24 protein-coding genes are annotated in these 23,445 nt (G+C 75.1%); 10 read left to right on the top strand and 14 right to left on the bottom strand.

What is annotated here, in order from left to right:
- The first annotated feature begins 30 nt into the window (after positions 1-30).
- Positions 31-993, top strand: a complete 963-nt coding sequence (locus BMY61_RS14125; RefSeq protein WP_042447132.1) for a CehA/McbA family metallohydrolase — start codon at positions 31-33, stop codon at positions 991-993.
- A gap of 16 nt (positions 994-1,009) precedes the next feature.
- Here the strand turns inward: BMY61_RS14125 and BMY61_RS14120 are convergent, their stop codons facing one another.
- Both BMY61_RS14120 and BMY61_RS46115 read right to left on the bottom strand, forming a co-directional pair.
- Positions 1,010-1,924, bottom strand: a complete 915-nt coding sequence (locus tag BMY61_RS14120) for a SigB/SigF/SigG family RNA polymerase sigma factor (RefSeq protein ID WP_042447135.1) — start codon at positions 1,922-1,924, stop codon at positions 1,010-1,012.
- Positions 1,925-2,113: 189 nt separating this feature from the next.
- Positions 2,114-2,569, bottom strand: coding sequence for an ATP-binding protein (locus BMY61_RS46115; RefSeq protein ID WP_161791246.1), 456 nt, complete (start codon positions 2,567-2,569; stop codon positions 2,114-2,116).
- Positions 2,570-2,911: 342 nt separating this feature from the next.
- Between BMY61_RS46115 and BMY61_RS14110 the strand changes: the two genes are divergently transcribed.
- Complete coding sequence (locus tag BMY61_RS14110; RefSeq protein WP_042447138.1) at positions 2,912-3,292, top strand: STAS domain-containing protein; 381 nt, start codon at positions 2,912-2,914, stop codon at positions 3,290-3,292.
- Positions 3,289-3,738 (top strand): ATP-binding protein, encoded by a 450-nt coding sequence (locus BMY61_RS14105; protein ID WP_042447141.1) that lies wholly within the window; start codon positions 3,289-3,291, stop codon positions 3,736-3,738. Before BMY61_RS14110 ends, BMY61_RS14105 begins: the two co-directional genes overlap by 4 nt.
- A 266-nt stretch (positions 3,739-4,004) precedes the next feature.
- On the opposite strand, the gene BMY61_RS14100 is transcribed toward BMY61_RS14105, so the two are convergent.
- Positions 4,005-5,576, bottom strand: coding sequence for an SDR family oxidoreductase (locus tag BMY61_RS14100; RefSeq protein ID WP_042447143.1), 1,572 nt, complete (start codon positions 5,574-5,576; stop codon positions 4,005-4,007).
- Between the two features lie 245 nt (positions 5,577-5,821).
- Here BMY61_RS14100 and BMY61_RS14095 point away from each other — a divergent pair, with 245 nt between their 5' ends.
- Entirely contained in the window at positions 5,822-7,654 is a 1,833-nt protein-coding gene (locus BMY61_RS14095) for a hypothetical protein (protein ID WP_052438655.1), read from the top strand.
- 4 nt (positions 7,655-7,658) lie between these two features.
- On the opposite strand, the gene BMY61_RS46110 is transcribed toward BMY61_RS14095, so the two are convergent.
- Entirely contained in the window at positions 7,659-7,823 is a 165-nt protein-coding gene (locus BMY61_RS46110) for a hypothetical protein (RefSeq protein WP_161791247.1), read from the bottom strand.
- A gap of 237 nt (positions 7,824-8,060) precedes the next feature.
- Here BMY61_RS46110 and BMY61_RS14090 point away from each other — a divergent pair, with 237 nt between their 5' ends.
- Both BMY61_RS14090 and BMY61_RS14085 read left to right on the top strand, forming a co-directional pair.
- On the top strand, positions 8,061-9,092 hold the full coding sequence (locus BMY61_RS14090) for a MerR family transcriptional regulator (protein ID WP_082014987.1): 1,032 nt from the start codon (positions 8,061-8,063) through the stop codon (positions 9,090-9,092).
- Between the two features lie 30 nt (positions 9,093-9,122).
- Positions 9,123-9,665, top strand: a complete 543-nt coding sequence (locus BMY61_RS14085; RefSeq protein ID WP_042447148.1) for a GNAT family N-acetyltransferase — start codon at positions 9,123-9,125, stop codon at positions 9,663-9,665.
- 62 nt (positions 9,666-9,727) lie between these two features.
- Here BMY61_RS14085 and BMY61_RS14080 read toward each other — a convergent pair whose 3' ends face one another.
- On the bottom strand, positions 9,728-11,527 hold the full coding sequence (locus tag BMY61_RS14080) for a hypothetical protein (RefSeq protein WP_042447150.1): 1,800 nt from the start codon (positions 11,525-11,527) through the stop codon (positions 9,728-9,730).
- Positions 11,528-11,721: 194 nt separating this feature from the next.
- Here BMY61_RS14080 and BMY61_RS14075 point away from each other — a divergent pair, with 194 nt between their 5' ends.
- Positions 11,722-12,624, top strand: coding sequence for an oxygenase MpaB family protein (locus BMY61_RS14075; RefSeq protein ID WP_042447152.1), 903 nt, complete (start codon positions 11,722-11,724; stop codon positions 12,622-12,624).
- 264 nt (positions 12,625-12,888) lie between these two features.
- Entirely contained in the window at positions 12,889-13,224 is a 336-nt protein-coding gene (locus tag BMY61_RS14070) for a hypothetical protein (RefSeq protein ID WP_042447154.1), read from the top strand.
- On the opposite strand, the gene BMY61_RS14065 is transcribed toward BMY61_RS14070, so the two are convergent.
- From BMY61_RS14065 to BMY61_RS14045, 5 genes are all read right to left on the bottom strand, one after another.
- Entirely contained in the window at positions 13,203-14,054 is an 852-nt protein-coding gene (locus tag BMY61_RS14065) for a DUF1295 domain-containing protein (RefSeq protein WP_042447156.1), read from the bottom strand. The genes BMY61_RS14070 and BMY61_RS14065 overlap by 22 nt on opposite strands.
- A complete protein-coding gene (locus tag BMY61_RS14060) occupies positions 14,051-15,460 on the bottom strand; it encodes a class I SAM-dependent methyltransferase (protein ID WP_082014988.1) in 1,410 nt (469 codons plus the stop codon). Before BMY61_RS14060 ends, BMY61_RS14065 begins: the two co-directional genes overlap by 4 nt.
- A complete protein-coding gene (locus BMY61_RS14055; protein ID WP_042447158.1) occupies positions 15,457-16,731 on the bottom strand; it encodes an SAM-dependent methyltransferase in 1,275 nt (424 codons plus the stop codon). The genes BMY61_RS14060 and BMY61_RS14055 overlap by 4 nt, the downstream gene beginning before the upstream one ends.
- Positions 16,728-17,459 carry a DUF1365 domain-containing protein gene (locus BMY61_RS14050; protein ID WP_042447440.1) on the bottom strand — a complete coding sequence of 244 codons (732 nt, stop codon included), beginning with the start codon at positions 17,457-17,459 and terminating at the stop codon, positions 16,728-16,730. The genes BMY61_RS14055 and BMY61_RS14050 overlap by 4 nt, the downstream gene beginning before the upstream one ends.
- A 65-nt stretch (positions 17,460-17,524) precedes the next feature.
- Positions 17,525-18,796, bottom strand: coding sequence for an NAD(P)/FAD-dependent oxidoreductase (locus BMY61_RS14045; protein ID WP_042447160.1), 1,272 nt, complete (start codon positions 18,794-18,796; stop codon positions 17,525-17,527).
- 258 nt (positions 18,797-19,054) lie between these two features.
- Here BMY61_RS14045 and BMY61_RS14040 point away from each other — a divergent pair, with 258 nt between their 5' ends.
- The gene (locus tag BMY61_RS14040) at positions 19,055-19,606 is read left to right on the top strand and encodes a sigma-70 family RNA polymerase sigma factor (RefSeq protein ID WP_042447442.1); all 552 of its coding nucleotides are present in this window, start codon (positions 19,055-19,057) and stop codon (positions 19,604-19,606) included.
- Positions 19,603-20,370, top strand: coding sequence for an anti-sigma factor (locus BMY61_RS14035; protein WP_042447162.1), 768 nt, complete (start codon positions 19,603-19,605; stop codon positions 20,368-20,370). Before BMY61_RS14040 ends, BMY61_RS14035 begins: the two co-directional genes overlap by 4 nt.
- An 82-nt stretch (positions 20,371-20,452) precedes the next feature.
- Here BMY61_RS14035 and BMY61_RS14030 read toward each other — a convergent pair whose 3' ends face one another.
- From BMY61_RS14030 to BMY61_RS14015, 4 genes are all read right to left on the bottom strand, one after another.
- The gene (locus BMY61_RS14030) at positions 20,453-21,835 is read right to left on the bottom strand and encodes a hypothetical protein (RefSeq protein WP_042447164.1); all 1,383 of its coding nucleotides are present in this window, start codon (positions 21,833-21,835) and stop codon (positions 20,453-20,455) included.
- A 227-nt stretch (positions 21,836-22,062) separates the two neighbouring features.
- Positions 22,063-22,503, bottom strand: coding sequence for an SRPBCC family protein (locus BMY61_RS14025; RefSeq protein ID WP_075003900.1), 441 nt, complete (start codon positions 22,501-22,503; stop codon positions 22,063-22,065).
- A 31-nt stretch (positions 22,504-22,534) separates the two neighbouring features.
- Positions 22,535-22,894, bottom strand: a complete 360-nt coding sequence (locus BMY61_RS14020; RefSeq protein WP_042447165.1) for an ArsR/SmtB family transcription factor — start codon at positions 22,892-22,894, stop codon at positions 22,535-22,537.
- On the bottom strand, positions 22,891-23,355 hold the full coding sequence (locus BMY61_RS14015) for an SRPBCC family protein (protein WP_042447167.1): 465 nt from the start codon (positions 23,353-23,355) through the stop codon (positions 22,891-22,893). The genes BMY61_RS14020 and BMY61_RS14015 overlap by 4 nt, the downstream gene beginning before the upstream one ends.
- Positions 23,356-23,445: the final 90 nt, after the last annotated feature.

Raw genomic sequence — 23,445 nt, 5'->3', positions numbered from 1 at the left:
GGCGGGAGGAGACGGGAGAGGAGGCGGACCGTGCCCGAGGCGGAACCGCGCTGGTACCGGGGGGACTGCCACGTCCACTCCGTGCACTCCGACGGCGAGCTCACCCCCGCACGACTGGCGGCCGCCGCCCGTGCCGCCGGGCTCGACTTCCTTGCCGCGACGGAGCACAACTCCGTGAGCGCGCACGGCGCCTGGGCGGCGTGCGCCTCCCAGGACCTGCTGGTCCTGCGGGGAGAGGAGGTCACCACCAGGGCCGGGCACTGGCTCGCACTCGGACTGCCGCCGGGCGAGCTTGTCGAGTGGGACCACCGCGTGGGCGACCGCCGGATCGGCCGCTGCCTCGCCCAGGTCCGGGCAGGCGGTGGGGTGTCGGTGGCCGCGCACCCCCACGCGCCGTATCCCGGCGGCACGTTCATGTACCCCTACGCGGGCCTCGACGTGGTCGAGGTGTGGAACGGCCCGTGGACCTCGGACCGGCCGTGGCAGGCGGACAACGAGGCCGCTCTCGCCGAGTGGGGCAGGAGTCTGGCGGAGGGGATCGACGCGGGCCGGTGGCGACCGGCCATGGGGAACAGCGACACCCACCTGGAGGGGCAGATCGCCGTCCCGCACACGGTCGTGCGCGCCGAGGAGCTGAGCGCCACGGCCGTACTCGACGCGATCCGGACGGGCCGGAGCTGGATCGCCGACTCGGCCGCCGTGGAGTTGTCGTGCACGGCCGTCGCCGACGGCGGACGCAGCGCCGGGATCGGGGAACGGCTGGAGGCCGGACGGGACGCCGTCACGGTGCGGGCGCACCTGCGCGGGGTCCCGTCCGGGGCCGTCAGCTTCCACACCGACCGCGGCCGGATGCACCGCGAGGCGCTGCCGGCGTCCGGAGCGGGGAGCGTCGAGTGGCGCACCGGTGCGGCGGAGGCGGCGTTCGTGCGGATCGAGGTGCGCCGCCCCGACGGTGCGATGGCGGCGCTGACCAACCCCGTGGTCCTCGGCTGAACGGAGGCCGGCTGCGTCAGTCCTCTTCGGCGAGGCCTTGGCGCAGGTTGGCCAGTGCGCTCGCGAGCAGGCGGGAGACCTGCATCTGCGAGACGCCGATGCGTTCGCCGATCTCGGACTGGGTGAGCTCGTCGACGAAGCGCAGGCCGAGGATCCTGCGGTCGCGCGCGGAGAGCCGGGCCATCAGCGGCTTGAGCGCGGCCACCGCCTCGACCTGCTCGAAGCGCTCGTCGACGACGCCGACGCGGCGTTCCAGCGGGCTGTCCTCGTCCGAGTCCGCGGTGCCCGGGGTCTCCAGCGTGCCGGCGGTGTAGCCGTTCGCGGCGACGCGGCCGTCGACGACCTCCTGCTCGGGCAGGCCGAGGTGGTCGGCCAGCTCCCGGGTGGTGGGAGCCCGGTTCAGTTCCTGTTCGAGGGTGTCGTGGGCCTTGGCCAGGCGCAGGCGCAGCTCCTGGAGGCGGCGCGGCACGTGGACGGCCCAGCTGGAGTCGCGGAAGTAGCGCTTGATCTCACCGGTGATCGTCGGCAGCGCGTAGGTGAGGAACTCCACGTCGCGGTCCGGGTCGAACCGGTTGATGGCCTTGATCAGGCCGACCGTGCCGACCTGGATGATGTCCTCCATCGGCTCGTGCCGGTGCGAGAACTGCGACGCGGCGAAGCGGACCAGGCCCAGGTTGAGCTCGACCAGCGAGTTGCGGACGTAGGAGTAGTCGGCGGTGCCCTCCTCCAGCGCGCGCAGTCGGACGAACAGGACCCGGGAGAGCTCCTTGGCGGTCGCGGTGTCGACGCTGCTCGGATCGGGTATGTCCGGCAGCGCTGGTGTGTCGCGCTCCGCCGCGGCGGGCGCGGCGGCGGCACTGTAGCCGGTCTCACGGGTCTCCGGCCTGCGGGCGCCGACGACGGGTGCGGTGGCGGTGACAGTGCGGGGCATGAGGCTCCTCCGTCGACGTGGCCCCTGCCGCCGTTCGCGACAGGGCCCGGTTTCTTCGGGCATCTCCCGCCGCGTACCCCGCAGGGCACGGATGATGCACGGCGGAGGTGCCCATTCCGTGATGATTCGGTGGGTGCCTGTGGGAGGACACCGGCTGAAGCGCTGCGTTCGGGCAGGTCAGCGGCTGTATCAGCCGGGGTGGTCGCGGGGGACGGGGGCGTCCGTGCGGAACTCCGCCCAGACGGACTTGCCCGGTCGGTCCTGCCCCAGGTCGATGCCGACCCGGTCGGCCGCGCGCAGCACCAGTGGCAGCCCGTGGCCGCCGGGTCGCGCCGGGGCCTTCGGGTGGGTGAGCGTCGGCAGTTGCCGGCTCAGGTCCGCCACCTCGACGCGGATCGCGTCCTCCTCGGTCGCGGCGAGCGCGACCCACAGGGCGCCGCCGCCGTGCCGGGCGGCGTTGGTGACCAGCTCCGAGACCACGAGCACGATGTCGCCGACCCGGCCGGGCCCCTCGTCGAGGTCGTCCGGCAGGCCCCAGGAGCGGAGGGTGAGCAGCGAGAAGTCACGGGCCGCGGAGGCCGGCGCGGCACGGTCGTGCAGGGGCAGGCTGGCGTGTCGGCACGGCGGCCGCCCGTGTGAGGGCACAGGCCCGATCACCTGGTGGGAGTCCACCGCACACCCCGCATCCCGTTCGCGTCCCGTTGCGTCGTACCGCGTCCGTCCGGTCCGGGCCGCCGCGCTGCCGGCGGCGGCCCGATGGGCTGGAGCCCCCGGGGTCCGGGGGAGTGGCCCCCGGGAGCTCCGAGCGGTCCGGGCCAGGTCCGCCCCGGACAGGTGGCGTCTGACCGCTCGGGCCCGACCGCAAACGTGCCGCGCCGCGCATGGGGTCGTCGCTCGGCGGGAACGTGCGCGATAGCCTCTGCGCTGAGGTGCCCCTGAGCAGTTGCCCTTGACCAGTCGACCGCCGACCAGTTGGAGACCGCGAGCATGCCCGAACGGCCCGAGACACCCATCACCGACTCCGCCGAGGACCGGTTGACCGTCTCGGTGCGCAGAGAGAGCGGCGCCGGCGTCGTCGCGCTCGCGGGTGAACTCGACCACGACACCGCCCCCTTGCTGGCCGACGCGGCCCTCGCGCTCGCCGACGACGGCGTGGCGTACCTCGTGATCGACTGTTCCGGGCTGCGCTTCTGCGACTCCACCGGGCTGAACGTCCTGCTCAAGGCGCGGCTGCGCACGGTCGACGACGGCGGCCGCTTCGCGCTCGCGGGCGTCGGCCCGCAGCTGCGTCGGCTGCTGGAGCTGACCGGCGCGGACGGCGTCTTCGAGACGCACGCCGACGTCGCCGCCGCGCTGGCGGCCGCGTGAACGGCCCCCGTACCGACGCGGGTGTCCACCCCCAGGCCCCCGACCGCCAGGTGCGCCGCCTGGGTCTGCGCGGTGTGAGCGGGCCCGTCGGCCGGGCCCGCGACTTCACCGGGCGGGCGCTGGCCGAGTGGGCCTGGGCCGATTCGCGGGCGGAGGATCCGGACGAGGTGGAGCGCGCGGAGGACGTGCTGCTCGTCGTCTCGGAACTCGTCGCCAACGCGATGACGCACGGCGGCGGGGTGCTGGAGCTGGTGGTCACCCTCGACGGTGACGCGGTCGTCGTGGGCGCGACGGACGGCGAGGGCCGCGCGCCGACGCTGCCGACCCCCGGCGACCCGGCCCGCCCGGGCGGGCACGGACTGCAGGTGGTCCGTCGCCTGGCGACCTCGTGGGGGACGACCCCGCAGCCGACCGGCAAGACGGTCTGGGCCCGCTTCGACCGCTGACGCGGGTGGCGACCGCCGGCGGATGTGCGGGTGCCGCCGGGAGAGTGCGACGGCCGGGATCGGACGCACCATGTCGGTCGCCCCGGCCGCCGCGGCAAGAGGGCCCACGGACGTGCCGTCGGGGGAGGCCCTCTCGCCTGATCAGCTAAACCGCCGACGTGATCATCGCGCAGGACGCATCGCTTCCGCAGCGAATCCCACCCGATCCCGCCCGCTCCGGCGAGGGCCTTGCCCGGGGGCACGCCCTGGACAGGGCCCGTCGGCCCTCACGACAGCGTGCCGACGAGGCCGCCGCCGTGTCGGCGTTCCCTCGGGCCGGTGCCGCCGGCGGCCTCCCGGGCGATGTTGCGGGCCATGCCGCCGAACACGAACGCGTGGAACGGCGCGACGCTCCACCAGTACAAATGGCCCGCCAGGCCGTGGGGGTGGAAAAGAGCCCGCTGCACGTAGCGGGAACGCCGGGGGCCGTCGGGCTGGACCCGCAGCTCCAGCCAGGCCAGGCCCGGCAGCCGCATCTCGGCGCGCAGGCGCAGCAGTCGGCCCGGCTCGATCTCCTCCACCCGCCAGAAGTCGAGCGACTCGCCGACCCGCAGCCGGTGCGGGTCGCGTCGCCCGCGCCGCAGCCCCACGCCGCCGACGACCCGGTCCAGGCCGCCGCGCAGCGCCCAGGCGAGCGGGAAGGAGTACCAGCCGTGGTCGCCGCCGATCCCCTCGACCACCCGCCACAGCGCGTCCGCGTCCGCCGCCACGGCGGCCTGCCGCACGTCCTCGTAGAGGGAACCGCCCGCCCAGCCGGGGTCGGTGGGCAGCGGGTCGCTCGGCGCTCCGGGGACGGCGGCCGAGGACCAGCGGGTCGTCACCTCGGCGTCCTTGATCCGTGCGAGGGCGAGCCGGACGGCCTCGTCGAAGCCGATCAGGCCCTCGGGCGGATCCGGGACGTAGCGCTTGATGTCGTCCTCCCGACAGACCACCTCGTGCCGCAGCGACTCGACCAGGGGCCGAGCCAAACCAGCCGGGACGGGGGTGACCAGGCCCACCCAGTGGCTGGACAGGGCCGGGGTGAGGACCGGGACGGGCACCACCACGCGGCGCGGCAGCCCGGCGACGCGGGCGTACCGCAGCATCATCTCGCGGTAGCTCAGCACCTCGGGACCGCCGATGTCGAAGCTCCGGTTCACCTCCGCCGGCAGCGCGGCGGCGGCCACCAGGTAGCGCAGCACGTCGCGGACGGCGATGGGCTGGATCAGGGTACGCACCCAGCGCGGCGTGACCATGGCGGGCAGGCGCTCCGTCAGGTGACGCAGCATCTCGAACGAGGCCGAGCCGGAGCCGAGCACCACCGCCGCGCGCAGTTCCGCCGCCGGCACCGGACCGGCGCGCAGGATCTCGCCGACCCTCGCCCGCGAGCGCAGGTGCGGGGAGAGCTCGGACGCGGCGACGCCGCGCGGGAGCAGCGCGCCCAGGTAGACGATGCGACGGGTGCCGGCCCGCGCGGCGGCCTCGGCCAGGTTCCGCGCGGCGGCCGCCTCGGTCTCCTCGAACTCGCTGCCGCTGCCCAGGGAGTGGACCAGGTAGTGGACCACCGCGACGCCGTCCAGGGCCTGAGGCAGCGAGGCCGGGTCGCCGAGGTCGGCGCGGACCGACTCGACGCGGTCCGCCCACGGCTGGTCGCGCAGCCGGTCCGGGTTCCGGCTCAGGCAGCGCACGCGGTAGCCGGCGTCGAGCAGCTCGCGCACCAGTCGCCCGCCGATGTAGCCGGTGGCGCCGGTGACCAGACACAGGTCGGCGCCGGTTCCCCCGCCGTTCGCTTCCGCCTCCGCACCCACCGTCCGGGACATGGCACCACCTCGACCAGCTGCGACGGCGGTGACCGGGGCCGGTCGCCGCCCACCCAACCTCGCGTCGCCGGGACGGGCGGACCAGCCGCAGCGATCCCGCATCGTCCGGGCCCCGTCCGGAGGCGCGCTGCGGTATCGATTCGGCGGCACGGCGTGACCATCCGATGATCCTCGCGTTAGGCCGTCCGGGACGCCCCGGCGCGGCGGACGGACGCCGACGACCCCCGGGGCGGGGAGGAGTGCTCATGGGCCGGCTCCAGGCGGACGCCGCCTCGTCGACGCGGTACGACGGGACGGCCCGCATGGCCTACCTGATGCTCCCGTCGTCGATCGACCGCCACCGCCGGGTGCTGCTGGCGCACCGGGCGGCCCGGCGGGCGGCCGGCGTGGCGGACCCGGCGCAGGCGCGGGCGGTGGTGCTGCGCGCCGTGCTCGGCGCCGCGCCGCGCCGATGGGAGGCGTGGTCCTGGCGCGGAGCCGACCTGCGGCTGTTCCCGCCACTGGACGAGCCGAAGGCGTTGCGGCTGGACCAGCGCCTGGGCGGCCTGTCCGTCGCGCAGCGGGCGGCCTTCGTGCTGCTGGAGTTGGAGCGGCTGGACGAGTACGCGACGGTCGACACGCTGCGTGCCGCAGGCGTCGGCGAGCCCGTCGCCGCCACCGCGGCGGCGGCTGCGGTGGCGGCCGAGCTCGCGCAGACGGGGGCCGGGGCCGGACCGGCCGGGCCGCTGTTGCTCGGCCCCGCCTTCGACCCGTGCTACGTCCGCGCCCGACCCGGCCTGGTTCGATCCGGGGCGCGCCGTCCCGTCGTGGTCCTCGCCGCGCTGTGCGTGGTGGTCGGCGTGGCGCTCGCCGCCACCGCCGCGGGCCTGCGGACGGGCGCGGACGCCGGACCGGTCCTGCACGCCTCCTGCGTCGAGGCCACCGGGACGCCGCCGTCCGCCGCCGGACCGGGCGCCTGGACGGACACCGCCCGGCTGGACTTCGGCGTCTGGCCCGCCCGGGGGCCCTCGCTCGACGACGCCTCCCTGGTCGCCCGTGCCCTCGACAGCTGGTGCACGCCCACCCTGGTCCGGGCCGAACCCGGCACGGACGCGCTGCCGCCGCTCTCCACCCCGCGCGTGCTGTGGGCCGGGCACCTCGACGGCGCCGCCGTCGTGCTGCTGGACGACGGCACCCGCCTGGCCCGCTACACCCGCCCGGACACGCCCACGGCGGCCGACCCGGAGCGGCTCCAGGTGGCCCGCCACGACGACGCGGACGTCACCACCGCCGGGGCCGTCCTGCTGCGGAGCACCGCCGCGGGCGACCGGTTCCTGATCGCCCCCTGGGTCGGCAGCCTGCAGCTGCGGGACCTGCGCACACCCGACACCCCCGCCCGCGACCTCGCCGAGCACGACGGCGTCACCCCGCTCGTGGCGCGTCCCCCGGCGGGGGGCTGCGGCAGCAGCTGGCCGGTGCTGCAGCTGCGCTCCTCGTCGCGCGTGGCGGAACACCACGCCTTCCTGCTCACCGACCTGGGCCGGGTCGTCGCCACCCACCTGACCTACCAGCCGCCGCCCCAGGCCGGCCCGGCGCAGTCCCCGCGCGAGGCCACCGGACCGGCGGCGCTGGTGCTCTGGTCGCGCCTGGCCTGCACGTTGCCCGCGCTGCGCGGCGCCGACGTGAAGGCCGTCAACGCCTGGGAGTTCGCACAGCAGCCGCTGCCCGGCAACGCGGGTACCGCCGCCTGGGTCTGCGCCCGCGCCGACCACTGGGACGGCGCCGGCTCGGCCGGCACCTTCTTCCTCGCCCCCGGCGCCGGCGGCGCGACCGTCACCGGCAGCGAGCCGGACGGGCGCGCGTGCAGCCGCTTCGAGCAGAACGTGGTCGCCCAGGTCCGGTGGACGCCGTCGGGCGGCGGCCCGGCGCTCCTGCTGGCGGCGGGCAGCCGCCGGGTCCACCGGATCACCCCACCCGGCGGCCCCGGCACGGACGTGACGGCCGATCACGTCCTGTCGGCCCCCTGGGCGCGCGGCGGTCCGGTCACGGCCGTCCTGGACGACGGCACGGTGATCCGCCCCCTGCCGGCCCGGGGATGAGCGTTCACGCGGACGCCTCCAGGGCGGCGGACAGCGCCGTCGGCGGGGCCGCACCCGGCAGGCCGTGCGCCCGGGGGAGGCGGCGTCGCGGGGCCGAGCCGCCCTCGCGGACGGACCCCGCGGCGCCGGTCGGGCGGGTGGGTCGCCATCCGGAGGCTCCCGCACCCATGCACTGCTCCGAGCGCGGCGGCGCCGTCCCGGCCGACAGGTCAATCTCTGGTGCCGCCCACGGCCCGCGGATCATTGCCCCCGGTGCGGCGAGCGCCCGCAGAGCGATGCATCATCGATGCAACAGGAGAACCCCCGCGGCCGCTGAGGACCCTGGGGCGAGGAGCGAGCACACGGAGGGCGCCATGTCCCGTCACGCCTCCCGCAGGGTCCCGGCCCGGTGAGCGGGAGTGGATCCGTGGGCGGGACAGGCGGCCTGCCGACCGGCGAGGTCGCCCGGCGCCTCGGCGTCTCGCCCGTGACGCTGCGGTCGTGGGAGCGCCGTTACGGCATCGGCCCCGCGCAGCGCGCCGAGGGGCACCATCGCCGCTGGACCGCCGCCGACATCGCCCGGCTGGAGGCCATGTGCAGGCTGACCGCGCAGGGCCTGCCGCCCGCGGAGGCGGCCCGCGCCGCGACCGGCGACCTGTCGCCCTCGGTCGTCGCCCTCGGGCCGCTGACGACCGCCCGCCAGGCCACTGCGCGCCGCGCGCCGGACCGCGACTCCCGTGCCGCTGCGGCTTCCCCCGCCGACATCGCTTCGCCTGCCGGGGAGCATTCCCGGGCCGGCGACGGTTCCCGGGACGACCAGGCCGAACGCCGCCGCCACGCACGCGGTCTCATCCGGGCCGCGGATCGGCTCGACGCACCCGCCCTCCAGGAACTGCTGGACTCCGCCCTCGACCGGTGGGGCGTCGAGGGTGCCTGGGAGGACGTCGTCGCCCCCACCCTGCGCGCGGCGGGCCGCCGCTGGGCCGCGCTGGGCGAGGCGTACGTGGAGGTCGAGCACCTGCTCTCCTGGCACGTGGCCACGGAACTGCGCCGCCGCGTCGCCGCCGTGCCGCGCAGCGGACCCGTCGCGCTGCTCGCGGCCACACCGGGGGAGGAGCACACGTTGCCGCTGGACGCCGTCGCGGCGGCCCTGACCGCGCGGGGCGTCGCGTTCCGCATGCTCGGCGCCTCGGTCCCACCGCTCGCCCTGGCGCAGGCGTACCGGCGGCTCGGCCCGGCGGCCGTCCTGCTCTGGTCGCAGTCCCGTGCGACGGCGGCCCCGCAGCTCGCGGCCGACCTGCTCGCCCTGCCCTTCGGTGTCGCGGGCGCCCGGCACGGCTCCCTGCTCCTGCTCGGCGGCCCCGGCTGGCGCTCCCTCGGTGGCCCGCGCACCGCTCGGCGCCCACCGAGTCTGCGCGCGGCCCTCGACGACATCACCGCGGCGGTCGACAGGAGTTGACGTGGCGTCCTGAGATGGGAGGGTGGCCGAATGATCACGTTGACCACCGAGCGCCTGGTGCTGCGCCCGTCCACCGAGGACGACCTCGAACCTCTCGCGGCCCTGAACACCGACCCGGAGGTGATGCGCTACATCGGCGACGGGTCGGTTCCGCCGCTGGACCACCGCCGCACGTCGGAGTCGATCGCGCGGGCCCGGCAGTACTGGGACGACCACGGCCACGGCCTGCTGCTCGTGGTCGAGCGCGAGACCGACCAGGTCACCGGATGGGTCGCCCTCCTGGAGCCCGCCTTCCTGCCCGAGGTCCTGCCGGCGGTGGAGATCGGGTGGCGTCTGGCCCGCAGGTTCTGGGGGCAGGGGTACGCCACCGAGGCGGCGACGGCGCTGCAGGCCTACGGCTTCGACAACTGCGGCCTGGACCGTCTGGTGAGCATCCGGCACGTCGACAACGACCGTTCGCGGCGGGTGATGGAGAAGCTCGGCCTCACCCACCGGTTCGACACCGAGGTCCCGGCCACCGGGCAGCCCGTGGCGGTGCACGCGATGACGCGGGACGAGTACCTCGTCCGGTAGTGGGCCGGCGGGCGCACAGGGGTGGCCGTGCGCCCGCCGGGCTTCGGCGCGATGACGACACGTCAGGGCGTGGCGGCGCCGTCGCTGTAGGCGGTCATGTAGAAGGTGCCGAAGCCGTTCTGGACCGGTGCGCCGCTGGCGTTGATGCAGTGGAGGATCCCGCCGCCGCCCGGGCCGTTGAGGCAGACCGTCATCAGGTCGGTGAAGACCACGCCGGGGGTGTCCGGGACCTCGTAGGCGCGGTCGGTGTAGATGCCCGCGTTCAGGTCGAAGAAGCAGTAGCTGCCCAACCCCCAGGCCTGGTGGGAGGTGACGGTGTCGGCGACCTTGTAGGCGGCGTAGCCGAGGGTGCCGTCGTGGGTCCACGCGGACTGGGTCGGGACGTCGTAGGGGTGCTCGTTCTGGAAGAAGTAGGTGCGGCCGTGGTCGCCCCGCCACAACACCTCGTACTTCTGGTAGTGCTCCACGGCCAGGCCGTAGGCGGTGACCCGGTCGCCGTTGACCTCGATGCCGGTGTCGGCGGGGTTGACCGTCCAGCCGACCGTGCCGTCGTTGCCGTGGTCGGCGCGCCAGAGCCAGAGGTTGTCGCAGATGACGTCGTTGCTGTCGATCCGGACGCTGACGTCCGCTCCGCCCGCCACGGCCCCGCCGATGCGGGCGTAGACGTCGAACAGGACGGTGGGGTTCGCGACGTGGCGGGTGCGGCTGCGGCCCTCGCCGACGCTGAGCAGGACCGGGGAGCCCGCCGAGGCGGCCTCCAGCAGGATGCCCGCGACCGAGACGCCGCCGACGTCGCCGACCTCCAGCAGTGCGTTGCCGTTCGTGGCCTGGAGCGTGGCGAGGCCGAGGCCGAGCACGACGGTGCCGGGGCGGCGCACCCGGATCGGGGCGGCCAGCGGGTAGACGCCCGGGGTGAGCAGCAGATGCTGTCCGCGCGCGAGCGCACGGTTGATCGACTCCGCGCTCTCGCCGGGACGGGCGACGTGGAACCGGGACAGTGGGACGGCATGCCCGGCCGCGGGACCCGAGACCCAGGTCGGTCCGGCGGAGTCGGCGCGCAGCGCCGGGACGAAGACCTGGTACGAGCCGTCGGCGTTGCGGGTGAGGAACGGCTTCTCGCGCACCGTCGGGGTGGCGTCGACCACGGTCCAGGCGGGGTTGGGGAAGTGCTGGGCGGGGGCGCCCTGGGTGCCGACGAAGACCATGTTCCAGTTGGAGCCGGTCCAGGAGCCGAAGCGGTCGTTGCGCGAGAGCCATTGCTGCTGGGAGCCGGAGTCGACCTGGCCGTCCACCACGCTGTCGGCCAGGAACCCGCCGCTGGACCAGCGGTTGCCGGGCGGGCTCGGCCACAGCGTCATGTCGCCCTTGATGTGCGCGCGGCGCATCGGGCCTGCCTGGGCGACGGCCCAGCGCTCCAGGCCGTCCGGCGGGACGATGCACAGGTTCTCGGCTGCGCGCCAGAAGTTCTGCGTGCCGTTGCCGCCCAACCACTGGGCGTCGACGGTGACATGGCCGTTGATGACGACGTCGTCCGGCGCCGCGCCGAGGCCGAGCACATGGGTGTAGAAGCCGACGTTGATGTCGACGTTGTAGGTGCCGGGCAGGAAGGCGAGCGCGTAGCGCTCGGTGCCGAACTGGTTGGACTGCTGGGTCGCGAAGACCGAGTCGACCTGGGCCTGGATCGCCGCGTCGCCCATCGAGGGGTCGAACAGCAGCACGTTGGGGCCGAGGTCGGCGGCGCCCGGCCGGTCCGACGGGGTGGCGGAGGCCGATGCGGAGGGGAGCGCGCCGGCCAGCGGCAGTGCGGCGGCCAGGGCGAGCGACGAGCGGAGGACGGTACGGCGGTTCGGGGCGACGGGCATTGCTCTCCCAGGAGTGGCGGGTGAGGTGGCACCTGACGTGCGGAGCCTAGAGAGCGCTCTCCGCGAGGGCGAGTGAAGCACTGCCGACAAGGTTGCGTCAATGGAATGGAGGCAATCAGCACCCCTTTCCGGCAAGAGCGTTCAACTTGTGGAAGCACCCTCGGGCGGCCTGGAAGGAGCGCAGAATCGAAGACATGGACGGCTGGCGGTACGGACCCGAGCGGCTGCGTCGCGACATGGGCGCGGCGATCTTCGCGCGCGTCGCCGGACCGGACGGCCACGCCGTGGCCGGCCGGATCCACGACACCCCGGGGCCGCGCTGGTTCGCTCCGGACCGACCCATCCGGGTGGTGCACGCCGACGCGTCCATGTTCGTCGGTGGACTGAGCGCCCTGCTGCTGCAGACCCTGCACCCGCTGGCGATGGCCGCCGTCGACGCCCACTCCGAGTACCGCCACAACCCCTGGGGCCGGCTCCAGCGCACCAGCACCTTCCTCGCCACCACCACCTACGGCACCGCCGCCGACGCGCAGCGCGCCGTGGACCGGGTCCGGGGCGTGCACGCGCGGGTCCACGGCACCGCCCCCGACGGACGGCGCTACGACGCGACCGACCCGCACCTGCTGGAGTGGGTCCACCTGGCCGAGGTCCGCTGCTTCCTCGCCGCCTACCGACGCTACGGCGGGGAGCCGCTGACGCGGGACCAGCAGGACGGCTACGTCGCCGACGCCGCCCGCGTGGCACGCGCCCTGGGCATCCCGGAGCCGCCGCTGGACCACGCGGAGCTGGAACGGCGTTTCGCGTCCTACCGCGGGGAGCTGGCGGCCACTCCGGCCGCCCGGGAGGCCGCCCGTTACCTGGTGCTGAACCCGCCGCTGCCGCTCGCGGCCCGCCCGGCCTACCTCGCGCTGTCGCTCGCGGCGCTGGACCTGCTGCCCTGGTGGGCCAGGACCGCACTCGGTCTGCCGCTGCCGATGCCGTTCCGCGCCTCGGCGCCGGTCGCGGGCCACCTGCTGGTGCGGGGCATCCGCTGGGTGACGCGTCCGCCGGAACCGCTGCCCTCGGGCAGGCCCTCGGACGAGGCTCCGGACACCTGAGGGCCGGGCCCCGCGCCACAGGGGAAGGACGCGGGACCCGGGCCTGGGGCGAAGCGGGCCGGCGCCGGGGGATGTGCGCTTCGCTTCGCCCGTGTGTCGGCTGCGGGTCGTCCTCCCGTGCCGACCGCTGGCGTCTGCCCGCTCGCCCCTGCCTCAAACGGTGCATACCGGTGCCGGTTCCGGGGCAGGCGCACCCCGCGCGGCCCGCCCATGGACGGCAGTGCCGCCTGCGCGAGCGAAGTCACGAGGGAAGAGGAGAAGCCCGTGGAGTCCGGCACCGCGGCCCTGCGCCAGCACACGGTCTACGAACCGGCGATGGACCTCGCCGGTTTCGTCGTGCAGGCGTCCGACGGACGCCTCGGCCAGATCGAGGGAGAGAGCCGGATCGAGGGAGAGGGAGGGGCCGAGGGCGGCCCCTCCGGCGGGTGCGCCCGCCGGGACGGACCGGCACGGAGCGCACGGCGCCTGCTCCTGCCCGTCGGGACCATCGTCTCGATCGACCTGACCGACCGCGTGGTCCATCTGGACCGCACCAGGGAGCAGATCCGGCGGGCCCCGACGCCCGCCGACGCGCCCTGCTACCTGCTGCGCGAGGGGTGATCCGGCGACCGCGGCGGGCGCCGGGGCGGGCGGGGGAAGAAGCCGCTGGTCCGGGCCCGGTACGCGGCGTAACCGGGACGGTCGGCCATGTGGCGTTCCAGCAGGGCCTTGCCGCTGCCGGCGGTCAGCAGGAACGTCATGGTGAGCGGGGAGACGAGGGTCGCCGCGGCGACGGGCAGGCTGACGCAGGCGAGCAGGTACAGGCCCCACCAGACCAGGAAGTCGCCGAAGTAGTTCGGGTGACGGGTCCAGGCCCACAGGCCACGGTCCATGATCCGGCCCCGGTTCGCCGGATCGGCCTTGAACGCGTGCAACTGCTGGTCGCCGAGGGCCTCGAAGGCGACGCCCGCCGCCCAGACCACCGCCCCGGCGACGGCGAGCGGTCCGATCGGGCGCGGCGCGTAGCAGGCCGCCTGGACCGGCAGCGACACCAGCCAGACCAGCGCGGCCTGCAGCAGGTAGACCATCCGCAGCGCGTACCAGGCCCGCCGGGCCCGCCCCGGACCGGCCTTCGCCAACAGCCGCTCGTAGCGCGGGTCCTCGCCGTGGCCGCGCCCGCGCCGGGCGATATGGAGGCAGAGCCGCAGCCCCCAGACCACCGTCAGCGCGGTGACCAGTCCGCGCCGCCCCGCGTCGCCGTGGCCACCGCTCGCGGCGAGGGCGCACGAGGTCGCGGCGACAGCCGCGAAGGCGAGCCCCCACGCGCTGTCGACGATCCGGTGCACCCCCTTGGCCGACGCGAGCACGAAGGTCGCCAGCAGCACCACGAGCGCCGCCCCTGCCGCCGCGCCGAGGTTCACCGCGAACGCCGCCCATGGAAATCCGCTCACCGCGCCGACCTCGTCCGGGGGCGGGAGGGGGATGCGCCCGGCCGCTGCGCGAGCACCTGGTCCACGCCCATCCGGCCCTGCTCGAAGGCGAGCGACCCGCCGACGAGATAGAGCCGCCACACCCGGGCCGTCACCGGCCCGACCAGGGCGGTGACCTCCTCCCGGCGCCGCTCCAGGGTCTCGTGCCAGGCGTCGACGGTGGCCACGTAGTGCTCCCGCAACCCCTGGACGTCGCGGATCTCGAACCCGGCCTCCTCCAGCAGTGACACGGTCGCGCCCAGGGGGCGCATGTGCATGTCGGGTGCGATGAAGGACTCGATGAACGCGCCACCGCCCGGGGCGTGGGCGCCGCGCGACATCTGCTGCAGCAGCAGGTGTCCGCCCGGGGCCAGGGCCCGGCGCAACTGCCGTGCGAAGTCCGGGTAGTGGTCGTCACCGACGTGCTCGCCCATCTCGACCGTGGTGACCGCGTCGAACCCGGTGGCCTCCACGTCGCGCCAGTGCTGGTGGCGGATCTCCACACGGTCGCCGAGGCCCTGCTGCCGAACCCGCTCGCGCACGAAGCCCGCCTGCTCGGCGGCGAGCGTCACGCCGACGGCGTGGACGCCGTGGTGCCGGGCGGCGTGCAGCACCAGCGCGCCCCACCCGCAGCCGACGTCCAGCAGTCGCATGCCGGGCCGCAGTTCGAGCTTGCGGCAGATCAGTTCGAGCTTGTCGTGCTGGGCGTCGGCGAGGGAGTAGCCGGGGTCGGTGCGCGTCCAGTAGGCGCACGAGTAGGCCATCGACGGATCCAGGAGCAGCTCGTAGAACTCGTTGGAGAGGTCGTAGTGGTGGCTGATCGCGGCGCGGTCCCGGGTCCGGGTGTGCGGCGTCCCGTGCAGCCGTGCCTGACCCTGCGGCGCGCCCGGACGCGGGCCGACGGCACCCAGCCGCGCCGCCGTCAGCGCGGCCCGGGTCAGGAACGCGGTGCCGGGACGGGGTTGGACCCGTCCGCGCTCCTCGACGGCCTCGCGGACCGTGCGCAGCGCCTGGCGCAGATCGCCCTCGACGTCGAGGTCGCCGCTGACGTACGCCTGGGCGAGGCCCAGTTCGTCCGGCTGCCACAGCAGACGGCGCAGCGCCCGCCGGGAGCGCAGTACCAGGGTCGGGGCGTCGGGCGGCCCGGCGGTGCTGCCGTCCCAGGCCCGCAGCCGCAGGGGGGCAGGGGTGCCGGTCAACACCTCGACCAGCGGCAGCAGCCGTGCGGCGGCCCCCGACGCCCGCCGGGCGGGTGTGTCGGCGGCGGGCCTCGGCGTGGGGCCGCCGGCCGGATGGTCGCCGGCCGGGTGGTCGGTGATCGGGCGGTCGGTGGGCGGGCGGCCGGTCTCCAGGCGGTCGGTGGTCGGGCGGTCGCTGGTTCCGGTCATGCCTCGTCCTCCCGGGTGAGCAGGATCTGCCGGACGTCCAGGTAGCCGGAGCGGAAGCCGGCCTCGGAGTAGGCGAGGTAGAGCGTCCACATGCGCCGGAAGGCCTCGTCGAAGCCCAACTCCGCCACCTCGGCGGCATGCGCGGTGAACCGTTCGCGCCACAGGCGCAACGTCTCCGCATAGTGCGTGCCGAAGCCCTCGGATTCGGTGACGCGCAGGGCGCTGTGGGCGCGCGTGGCCTCGTCGATCGCCTCGTTGGAGGGCAGCATGCCGCCCGGGAAGATGTACTTGTGGATCCAGGTGTACGTGCGCCGGGTCGCCAGCAGCCGGTCGTGCGGCATGGTGATCGCCTGGAGGGCGACACGGCCGCCGGGCGCCAGCATCGTGTCGAGGGTGCGGAAGTAGGTGGGCCAGTGGTCCACCCCGACCGCCTCGATCATCTCGACGCTGACGACGGCGTCGAAGCGGCCGTCGCGCTCGGGGTCGAGACGGCGGTAGTCCTGGAGCCGGATCTCCACCGCGTCGGCGCACCCGGCGGCGCGCACCCGGTCGCGGCCGAGGTCGTGCTGCTCCTGGGAGAGCGTCAGCGACACCACCGTGGCCCCGCGTCGGGCCGCTCGGACGCACAGCTCGCCCCAGCCGGTGCCGATCTCCAGTACCCGGCTGCCGGGCCCCACGCAGGCCAGGTCCAGCAGCCGGTCGATCTTGGCGTGTTGTGCTCGCTCCAACTGCTCCCAGCGGGCCGGCATCTGCTCGAAGACGGCGCTGGAGTAGGTGAGCGAGTCGTCCAGGAAGAGCCCGAACAGCTCGTTGGACAGGTCGTAGTGGGCGCGGATGTTGCTGCGCGCGGCCGCCTCGCTGCCGGCGCCGGCGGGCTGCCGGGCCTCCCACAGGCGGCGCAGCCGTTGCAACGCGGGCGGCACCAACGTGGTGAGCTGCTCGGCCATCACCGTCAGCGTGCCGGCCAGGTCGGGTGCGTCCCACTCGCCGGCCTGGTAGGACTCGCCGAAGCCGATCAAGCCGTCCCGGGCGAGGCGGGCGGTGAACGCCTCCGGGTCGTGCACCTCCAGCAGCGGTCCGCCCCGACCCAGGACGCGGTCGCCCAGCAGCACGCGCAGGGGCAGGCGGCTCAGGGCGCGCGTGATGACGGCGCGGGCGACGGCGGTGCGCGGGGGCGAGCTGGTCGGGACGCGCACGACGTCGGCCCAGCGTTGGGGGTCGAGCCGGTCCCGCAGGAGCGGCGTGCGCGGCGAGGTCTGCTGCAGGGTCACTGGATGCCCTCCTGGGGCCGGTGGTCGGGGCGGGGCACGACGGGCAGTCCGCGCAGGTACAGGCGGACGCCGTGGAAGCGGATGGCGAGCGAGGCCACGAGCGGGGCGAGCGGGTGCCGGAGCGTCGCCCTGACGAGCCGTCGCGGCGTGTACGGGCGGCCGGTGCCCCGGACTGTCGCGGTCAGCGCGCGAGAGCCGTCGACCTCGAGCTGCACGGTCAGGTCCAGCCGCCCGTCCGGGACGGGCAGCCGCATCCGGTAGCGGCCCGCCACGGGCAGGAACGGGGAGACGTAGAAGGCCTTCTCGGCGTCCGCGTGCCGGGCGGCCTCCGGGCCGAGCAGGTAGGCGTGGCGCTCGCCGTAGGTGTTGTGCACCTCGGCCACCACTTGGCGCAGGGCGCCGTCGGCGTCGTGGCACCAGTACACCGTCAGCGGGTTGAAGACATGGCCCAGCACCCGTGCCTGAGTGAGCATCAGCACCCGCCCGTCGGCGGGCGGAGCGCCTTCGCCCGCCAGGAAGCGGTCGAGGCCGGCCCGGACGGTCGGCCCCCGGCCGTCGAAGTGGTCGCGGACGTCGAAGCCCGCCAACGGTCGCAGGGCGCGCGGCAGTCGGGGGAGCCGGTCGAGATCGACGAGCCAGTGGAAGGTGCGGTGGTCCAGCGCGTAGCGCTGCCGTGCGGTCCGGACGTGGCGGATCCGGCTCTCGTACAGCGTCGCGCCACCCGGCAGGGCCGGGCGGCCGACGGCGCGGCGGGCCGGGCGGGGGCCGGCATCGGACGGCCGGGAGGTGGTGGTCACCACGACACCCCCAACGCGGCGGCGGCCGCCACCCCGGAGCGGCAGCCGTCCTCGTGGAAGCCCCAGCCGTGCCACGCGCCCGCGAACGCGCAGACGGCTGTGCCCAGGTCGGGGAGCCGGGCCTGTGCGGCCACGGACTCGCGGGTGTAGACGGGGTGTTCGTAGTCCATCCGGTCCAGCACCGTCGCCGGGTCCACCAGCGTCCCGGCGTTGAGGGTCACCAGGTACCGGTCGGTGGTGTCCAGGCGCTGCAGGCGGTTCAGGTCGTAGGAGACCTGGACAGCGCCGGCGTCCGCGTCGCAGGCGGGCAGCAGGTGGTTCCAGGAGGCCCGCGCGGCGCCGCTGCGCGGCAGGACCGAAGTGTCGCCGTGCAGCAGGGCCGGGTTGCGGGAGTAGCGGAAGGCGCCGAGCACCTCTCGTTCGGCCTCGGTCGGCTCGTCCAGCACGGCCAGTGACCGGTGCGGGTGCAGCGCGAGCACGACCGCCCGGTAGGGCAGGACCGCCCCCGTCGCGTCCTCGACCTCCACGCCGGTCCCCTGGTGCCGGACGACGCGCGTGACCGGGGCTCCGGTGCGGACCCGGTGCAGCTGCTTGGCGATCCGGCGCACGTACTCCTGCGAGCCGCCGGTGACGGTGCGCCAGGTCGGCGAGCCGGTGACCGAGAGCATGCCGTGGTGCTGGAGGAAGCGGAACAGGTAGCGGGCGGGGTAGGCCAGGGCGACCTCGCCGGGGCACGACCACACGGCGGAGACGACGGGCGTCAGGAAGTGCGCCACGAAGTACGCCGAGAACCCGTGCTGGCGGGCGAACTCTCCGACCGTGGGCTCCGGCGCCTCGGCCGGAGCCGCCAGCAGTGCCCGTGCGCGGCGGTGGAAGACCGGCACCTCCGCGAGCATCCGCAGGAAACGGGGGTCGGCGGCGCGCCGCGGCTGCGCGAACAGCCCGCGCGGTCCCCGTGCCCCCGCGTACTCCAGGCCGCAGCCCTCGCACCGCACCGACATGCTCATCTCCGACGCCTGGGTGGCCACGCCCAGCTCCCCGAAGAGCCGCAGCAGGGTCGGGTAGGTGCGCCGGTTGTGCACGAGGAAGCCGGTGTCGACACGCTGCAGCGCCCCGCGCGTGTCGACGACGTCGTGCGTGTGCGCGTGCCCGCCCAGCCGCTGGTCCGCCTCGTACAACGTGACGTCGTACCGCTGCCGCAGCACGTACGCGGCCGTCAGTCCGGCCACCCCGCCACCCACCACCGCGACCTGTTCCCGCTCCACCACGGAACTCCTCCTCGACCGCCCCGACCGCTGTGACACCAGGTGTTCGGAGCCGCCGCGCGCCCGGATGGGTGGACGGAGCAGAAAACCGTGCGCGCCACCCGTCCGAGTGCCTCGCGGCCACGAAGAAGGAGCAAGAGGATGGACGCGGACCGCCGGGGCGGTTCCGCCGGAACCAGGGGATGTGGGAGAGCCGTGGACGGACCGCACAGCACCAGGAGGAGCGACGGCACCGATCCGACGTTCCTCGGCACGCCGCCGGTGCCGGGGCAACGGCCCGACGAGCTGCTGCTCCAGGTCGCCAAGGGCGACCAGGACGCGTTCGCCGCGCTCTACGACCACATCGCGGCGCCCGTGCTCGGCATCGTCCGCAGTGTCCTGCGCGACCCCGCACAGTCGGAGGAGGTCGCCCAGGAGGTGCTGGTCGAGGTCTGGCGCACCGCCGCCCGGTTCCGCCCCGACAGGGGCGGCGCCCTCGCCTGGGTGCTCACGATCGCGCACCGGCGCGCGGTCGACCGGGTCCGCAGCGCCCAGGCCGCCACCGACCGCGAGCACAAGGCGGCCCTGCTCGCGCAGACGCCCGCCTACGACGAGGTCAGCGAGGCCGTCGACCGGCGGCTGGAGCGCGAGCACGTGCGCCGCTGCCTTCGGGCGCTCACCGAGACGCAGCGCGAGTCGGTGGTGCTGGCCTACTACCGGGGCCTGACCTACCGCGAGGTCGCGGAACTGCTGGCCGTGCCGCTCGGCACGGTCAAGGCCCGGATGCGCGACGGACTGATCCGCATGCGCGACTGCCTGGGGGTGACCGCATGACCGCCGCCGACCTGCACATGCTCGCCGGGGCGTACGCGCTCGGCGCGCTCGACGAGGACGAACGCCGTGCGTTCGAGGCGCACCTGGCCGACTGCGAGGCCTGCGCGGTGGAGGTCGCGGAGTTCGTGGCCACCAGCGCCCGGCTGGCCCTGGCCGCGTCCCAGCCGCCGCCGGCCGCGATGAAGCAGCAGGTGCTCGGGCGCATCGCCGAGGTGCGGCAGGAGCCGCCCAAGGTCGACCTGCCCGCGCCCCGGCCGTCGGCGGAGCCGTCCCGGGTGCGGCGCGGCGCCCGCTTCGCGCTCGCCGCGAGCATCGCCGCCGCCGTGGGTCTCGGCGGCGTCGCCGCCTGGCAGTACGAGCGCGCCCAGGACGCCCACCAGCAGGCCCAGCAGGCGCAGGCGGAGACGGCCCAGATCGCCGCCGTCCTGTCCGCGCCGGACGCGCACGCCACCGTCGGCGCGGTCGCCGGCGCGGGCCAGGGCGCGCGGGCCACCGTGGTCACCTCCCGCACCGAGAACCGTGCCGTCTTCCTCACCCCGGGCCTGCCGGACCTGCCGTCCGGCCACACCTACCAGCTCTGGTTCAACGACGCGGGTGTGATGCGCCCGGCCGGCCTGGTCACCCCGGGCGCCGCCGACCAGACGATCCTCCTCAAGGGCCCGATCGGGCCCGCCTCGGGCATGGGCATCACCGTCGAGCCCGTGGGCGGTTCCCTCCACCCGACCACGGCGCCCATCGCGCTGATGCCTTTCGCGGCGACCTGATCCGGGCCGGGACCGCGCCGCCTGCGCAGCGGCGGGCCCGGCCGAGCGCCCGGCCCGTCGGGCCGGAACGCCCGCGCCGCCGTCAGGCGAAGCGGGAGCTGGGGACCGGGCCCATGGCGCGGACGCGGTCGCGGCGGCCCTGGAGCCAGGTGGGGGCCAGGGCGGCGGCGAAGGACGCGAACGCGGTGTCCGGGTCGGGCGGGGTGGCGCCGTCGCCCTGGTCGGGCTCGGCGGACGCGGAGACGATCTCGGCGGCGAGCTCCGCCTCCGGCCGGGCGTCGGCCGGGAGGCGGTCCACGCCGGAGTGGTCGGCGCGGCCCTGGAGCCGCTCGCCCCACGGCGCGACGACCGTCTGCGCCAGCAGGCCCACGGAGTCCGCGGTCACCGGCGGGGTGTCCGTCCAGCAACTGGCGTGCTCGTGCAGGACCTGGCCCGGCGTGCGGGAGACGAGTGCGCGCAGCGCCTCCAGGCAGGCGTCGGGCGCCTCCGGGGCCAACAGCTCGCTCAGGTCGTAGGCCACCACGACCGTCTGCTCGCGGGCGGGCTCGAACGGCACCGCCGGCAGGCCCAGCAGCTCGGCCGCCGCCAGGCCGAGGATCCGGCTGGCCCGGTCGGGGAGCAGCGAGACGGTCGTCGGCCGCTGCCCGGTGGCCTCCAGGGCCAGGCTCAGCCGCTCGATGCCGGCGCGGCAGGTGTCGTAGGAGTCCTGCACGTAGGCGTAGCGGCCGCGCATGCCGGCGTCGAAGCCGAACGGCGAGAGGTGTCCGAGCAGCGAGCCGCGCAGCACGTACTGCCAGCCGCGCAGGTCGTCCGGGTCCAGCGGGGACGCGCCCGTGCCCCGTACCGCGGCGGCGCGGGCCATGACCCGGCCGAGCCGTGCGTGGACCGGCTCCCACATCTCCTCGTCGGGGGCACCGAGCTTGGCGAACTGCTCCTCCGCGAGGTCGAGTCGGCCGGAGGTGACGGCGTTGAACACCAGCAGGTAGCGGTCCGGCCAGTCGTCCAGGTCGGCTTCGTGCGCCAGCAGCAGGTCCACGGCCTCGCCGTGGCGGTCCTGGTCCTCGTAGGCGGCGACGAGCTCGCGGCGCGGGCCGAGTGCCTGCGGGTGGGTCCGGACGACCGCGCGCAGCGCGGGGATCGCGAGGTAGCCGATGCCGCGCTCGATGCACGCGTATCCGAAGTCGTAGAGGGCGGAGCCGTCCTCCGGCTCGGCGACGACCTTGGCCGCGGCGTCGCGCAGGTCGTCGAAGCCGGTGGTCGCGGCGGCCCGCCCGGTCACCACGGCGATCTCGCCGAGCGGCGCGCTCTGCGCGCAGGCCCGCAGGCCGCGCAGTGCGCCGGGGACGTCCCCGGCGTCGAGCTTCGCCCACGCCTCGGCCACCTCGGGTGTGGAGAAGTCGGGCCGAGCGGGGGGCTGGGTGGCGGAATCGGCGGACGAGTCACGGCGGTTGCGTCGCGAGAACATGTGGCCGAGCCTCGCAGAACCGTCCGAGGCGCGGCAATCGAATACCGCCTCACCGGCCGTCACCCGGCAGGGGTCGGCACGCTGCCCGGGCGCCACGAAGGCACCCGGGCAGCGAGTCGGGCATCAGTCCGCCTGAGGCCGCCGGTGAGGTGGGCGATGACGATGGCCTCGAACGGCTCACCGCTGCTGCCGTGGGCGTCGGCGTGCAGGCCGTGGACCTGCGGGCCTCAGTGCCAGTCGCTGATCTGGACGTCGCGCGGGGCCGGGTCGCCCGTGCCGGTCTCCAGCAGCTTCTTGAGGCTCATCAGGAACGTGCCCCACTTGGTGCTGCAGTGGTACATGAACTCCACCGGCTCGCGCCAACCCTCGTGCCGGAACAGCACGATGGTGTAGTCACCGGCCACCTTGAGGTCGAAGCGCACGCGCGTGCCGACCCACTCCTCCGGCCCGTCGACGACCTCCCAGAGCACGAGCTCCTTGGGTCGCGTCTCCAGGACCTTCATGTCGAAACCGCCCTGGGCGAAGCGGAACTGCAACTCGCCGCCCGGCTCGCCCTCGCCCGTGGTCTCCTCGGTCCACCAGGCTGCCAGCCCGTCCACCGTGGTCAGCGCGTCGTAGAGGCGCTCGGGGGACGAGACCACGCCGATCCTGTGCAGGATGTCCACCATGTCAGTACTCCTTTGAATCCTTGAACCCGTTTCAGCTCGGGTCGGTCGGGGGCCGGGCGTCGCGGGTGCGCTGGATCGCCTCGGCGATGGTCCTGATGCGACGCAGGCGTGCGTCCCAGGCGGCGCCGACGGAGGCGAGTTGCGCCACCGCACGGGCGAACTGCGCCTCGTCGACGGCGTATATCCGCTCCCGGCCGGAGGCCGTGCCGTGCACCAGCCCCGCGCGGTCCAGCACGCCGAGGTGCTTGGCGACGGCCTGGCGGGTCACGGGCAGTTGCTCGCTGAGCGTGGTCGCGGTGCCGCGGCCGTCGGCGAGCAGCAGGTCCAGCATCCGGCGGCGGATCGGGTCGCCGACGGCGGACCACAGCTCGTCGTCGATGACGGTGCTCACGGCGCCGACACCAGCTTGGCGACGTAGGGGGCCAGGCGCGCCAGGTAGTAGTCCCAGGCGCTGGCGTGGTCGCGGTACTGCGCCTCCAGCACGGCGGCCTCCCAGCCCTTCTCGCGGAAGCCGGACTCCGTCATGCGCAGCAGCGTGCCCGCGTCGGTGGGGACCAGGTCGAAGGTGATCAGGAGCGAGTTGCCGGGGGCGGCGGTCACACCCTCGTCGTAGACCCACCGGAACGAGAACCGCCGGGGTGGGTCCGCCTCGACGACCGTGAGCGGTTCGACGTGCCGGTCCGGCGAGGCGCTGTCGCCGAAGGCGAGCATCCCGGTGGCTCCGGGCACCGGCTCCATCTCGACCTCGTCCGGCCACCAGGCGGCCAGGTGCTCCGGCGTGCTCACCACCTCGTAGACCACCTCGGGTGAGGCCTCGACATGGATCTCCCGCTCGATGCTGCCGTACTCCATCGCCCTGCTCCTCGCTCGTGCAACCTTTGGTTGCTTATCACTGTAGGTCGGGCGACAGCGATGTGCAACCAAAGGTTGCTGATCCTGGTG

The organism is Streptacidiphilus jiangxiensis (assembly GCF_900109465.1).
GTDB classification, from domain to species: Bacteria; Actinomycetota; Actinomycetes; order Streptomycetales; family Streptomycetaceae; genus Streptacidiphilus; species Streptacidiphilus jiangxiensis.
This window is presented reverse-complemented; position numbering and strand designations above follow the sequence as displayed.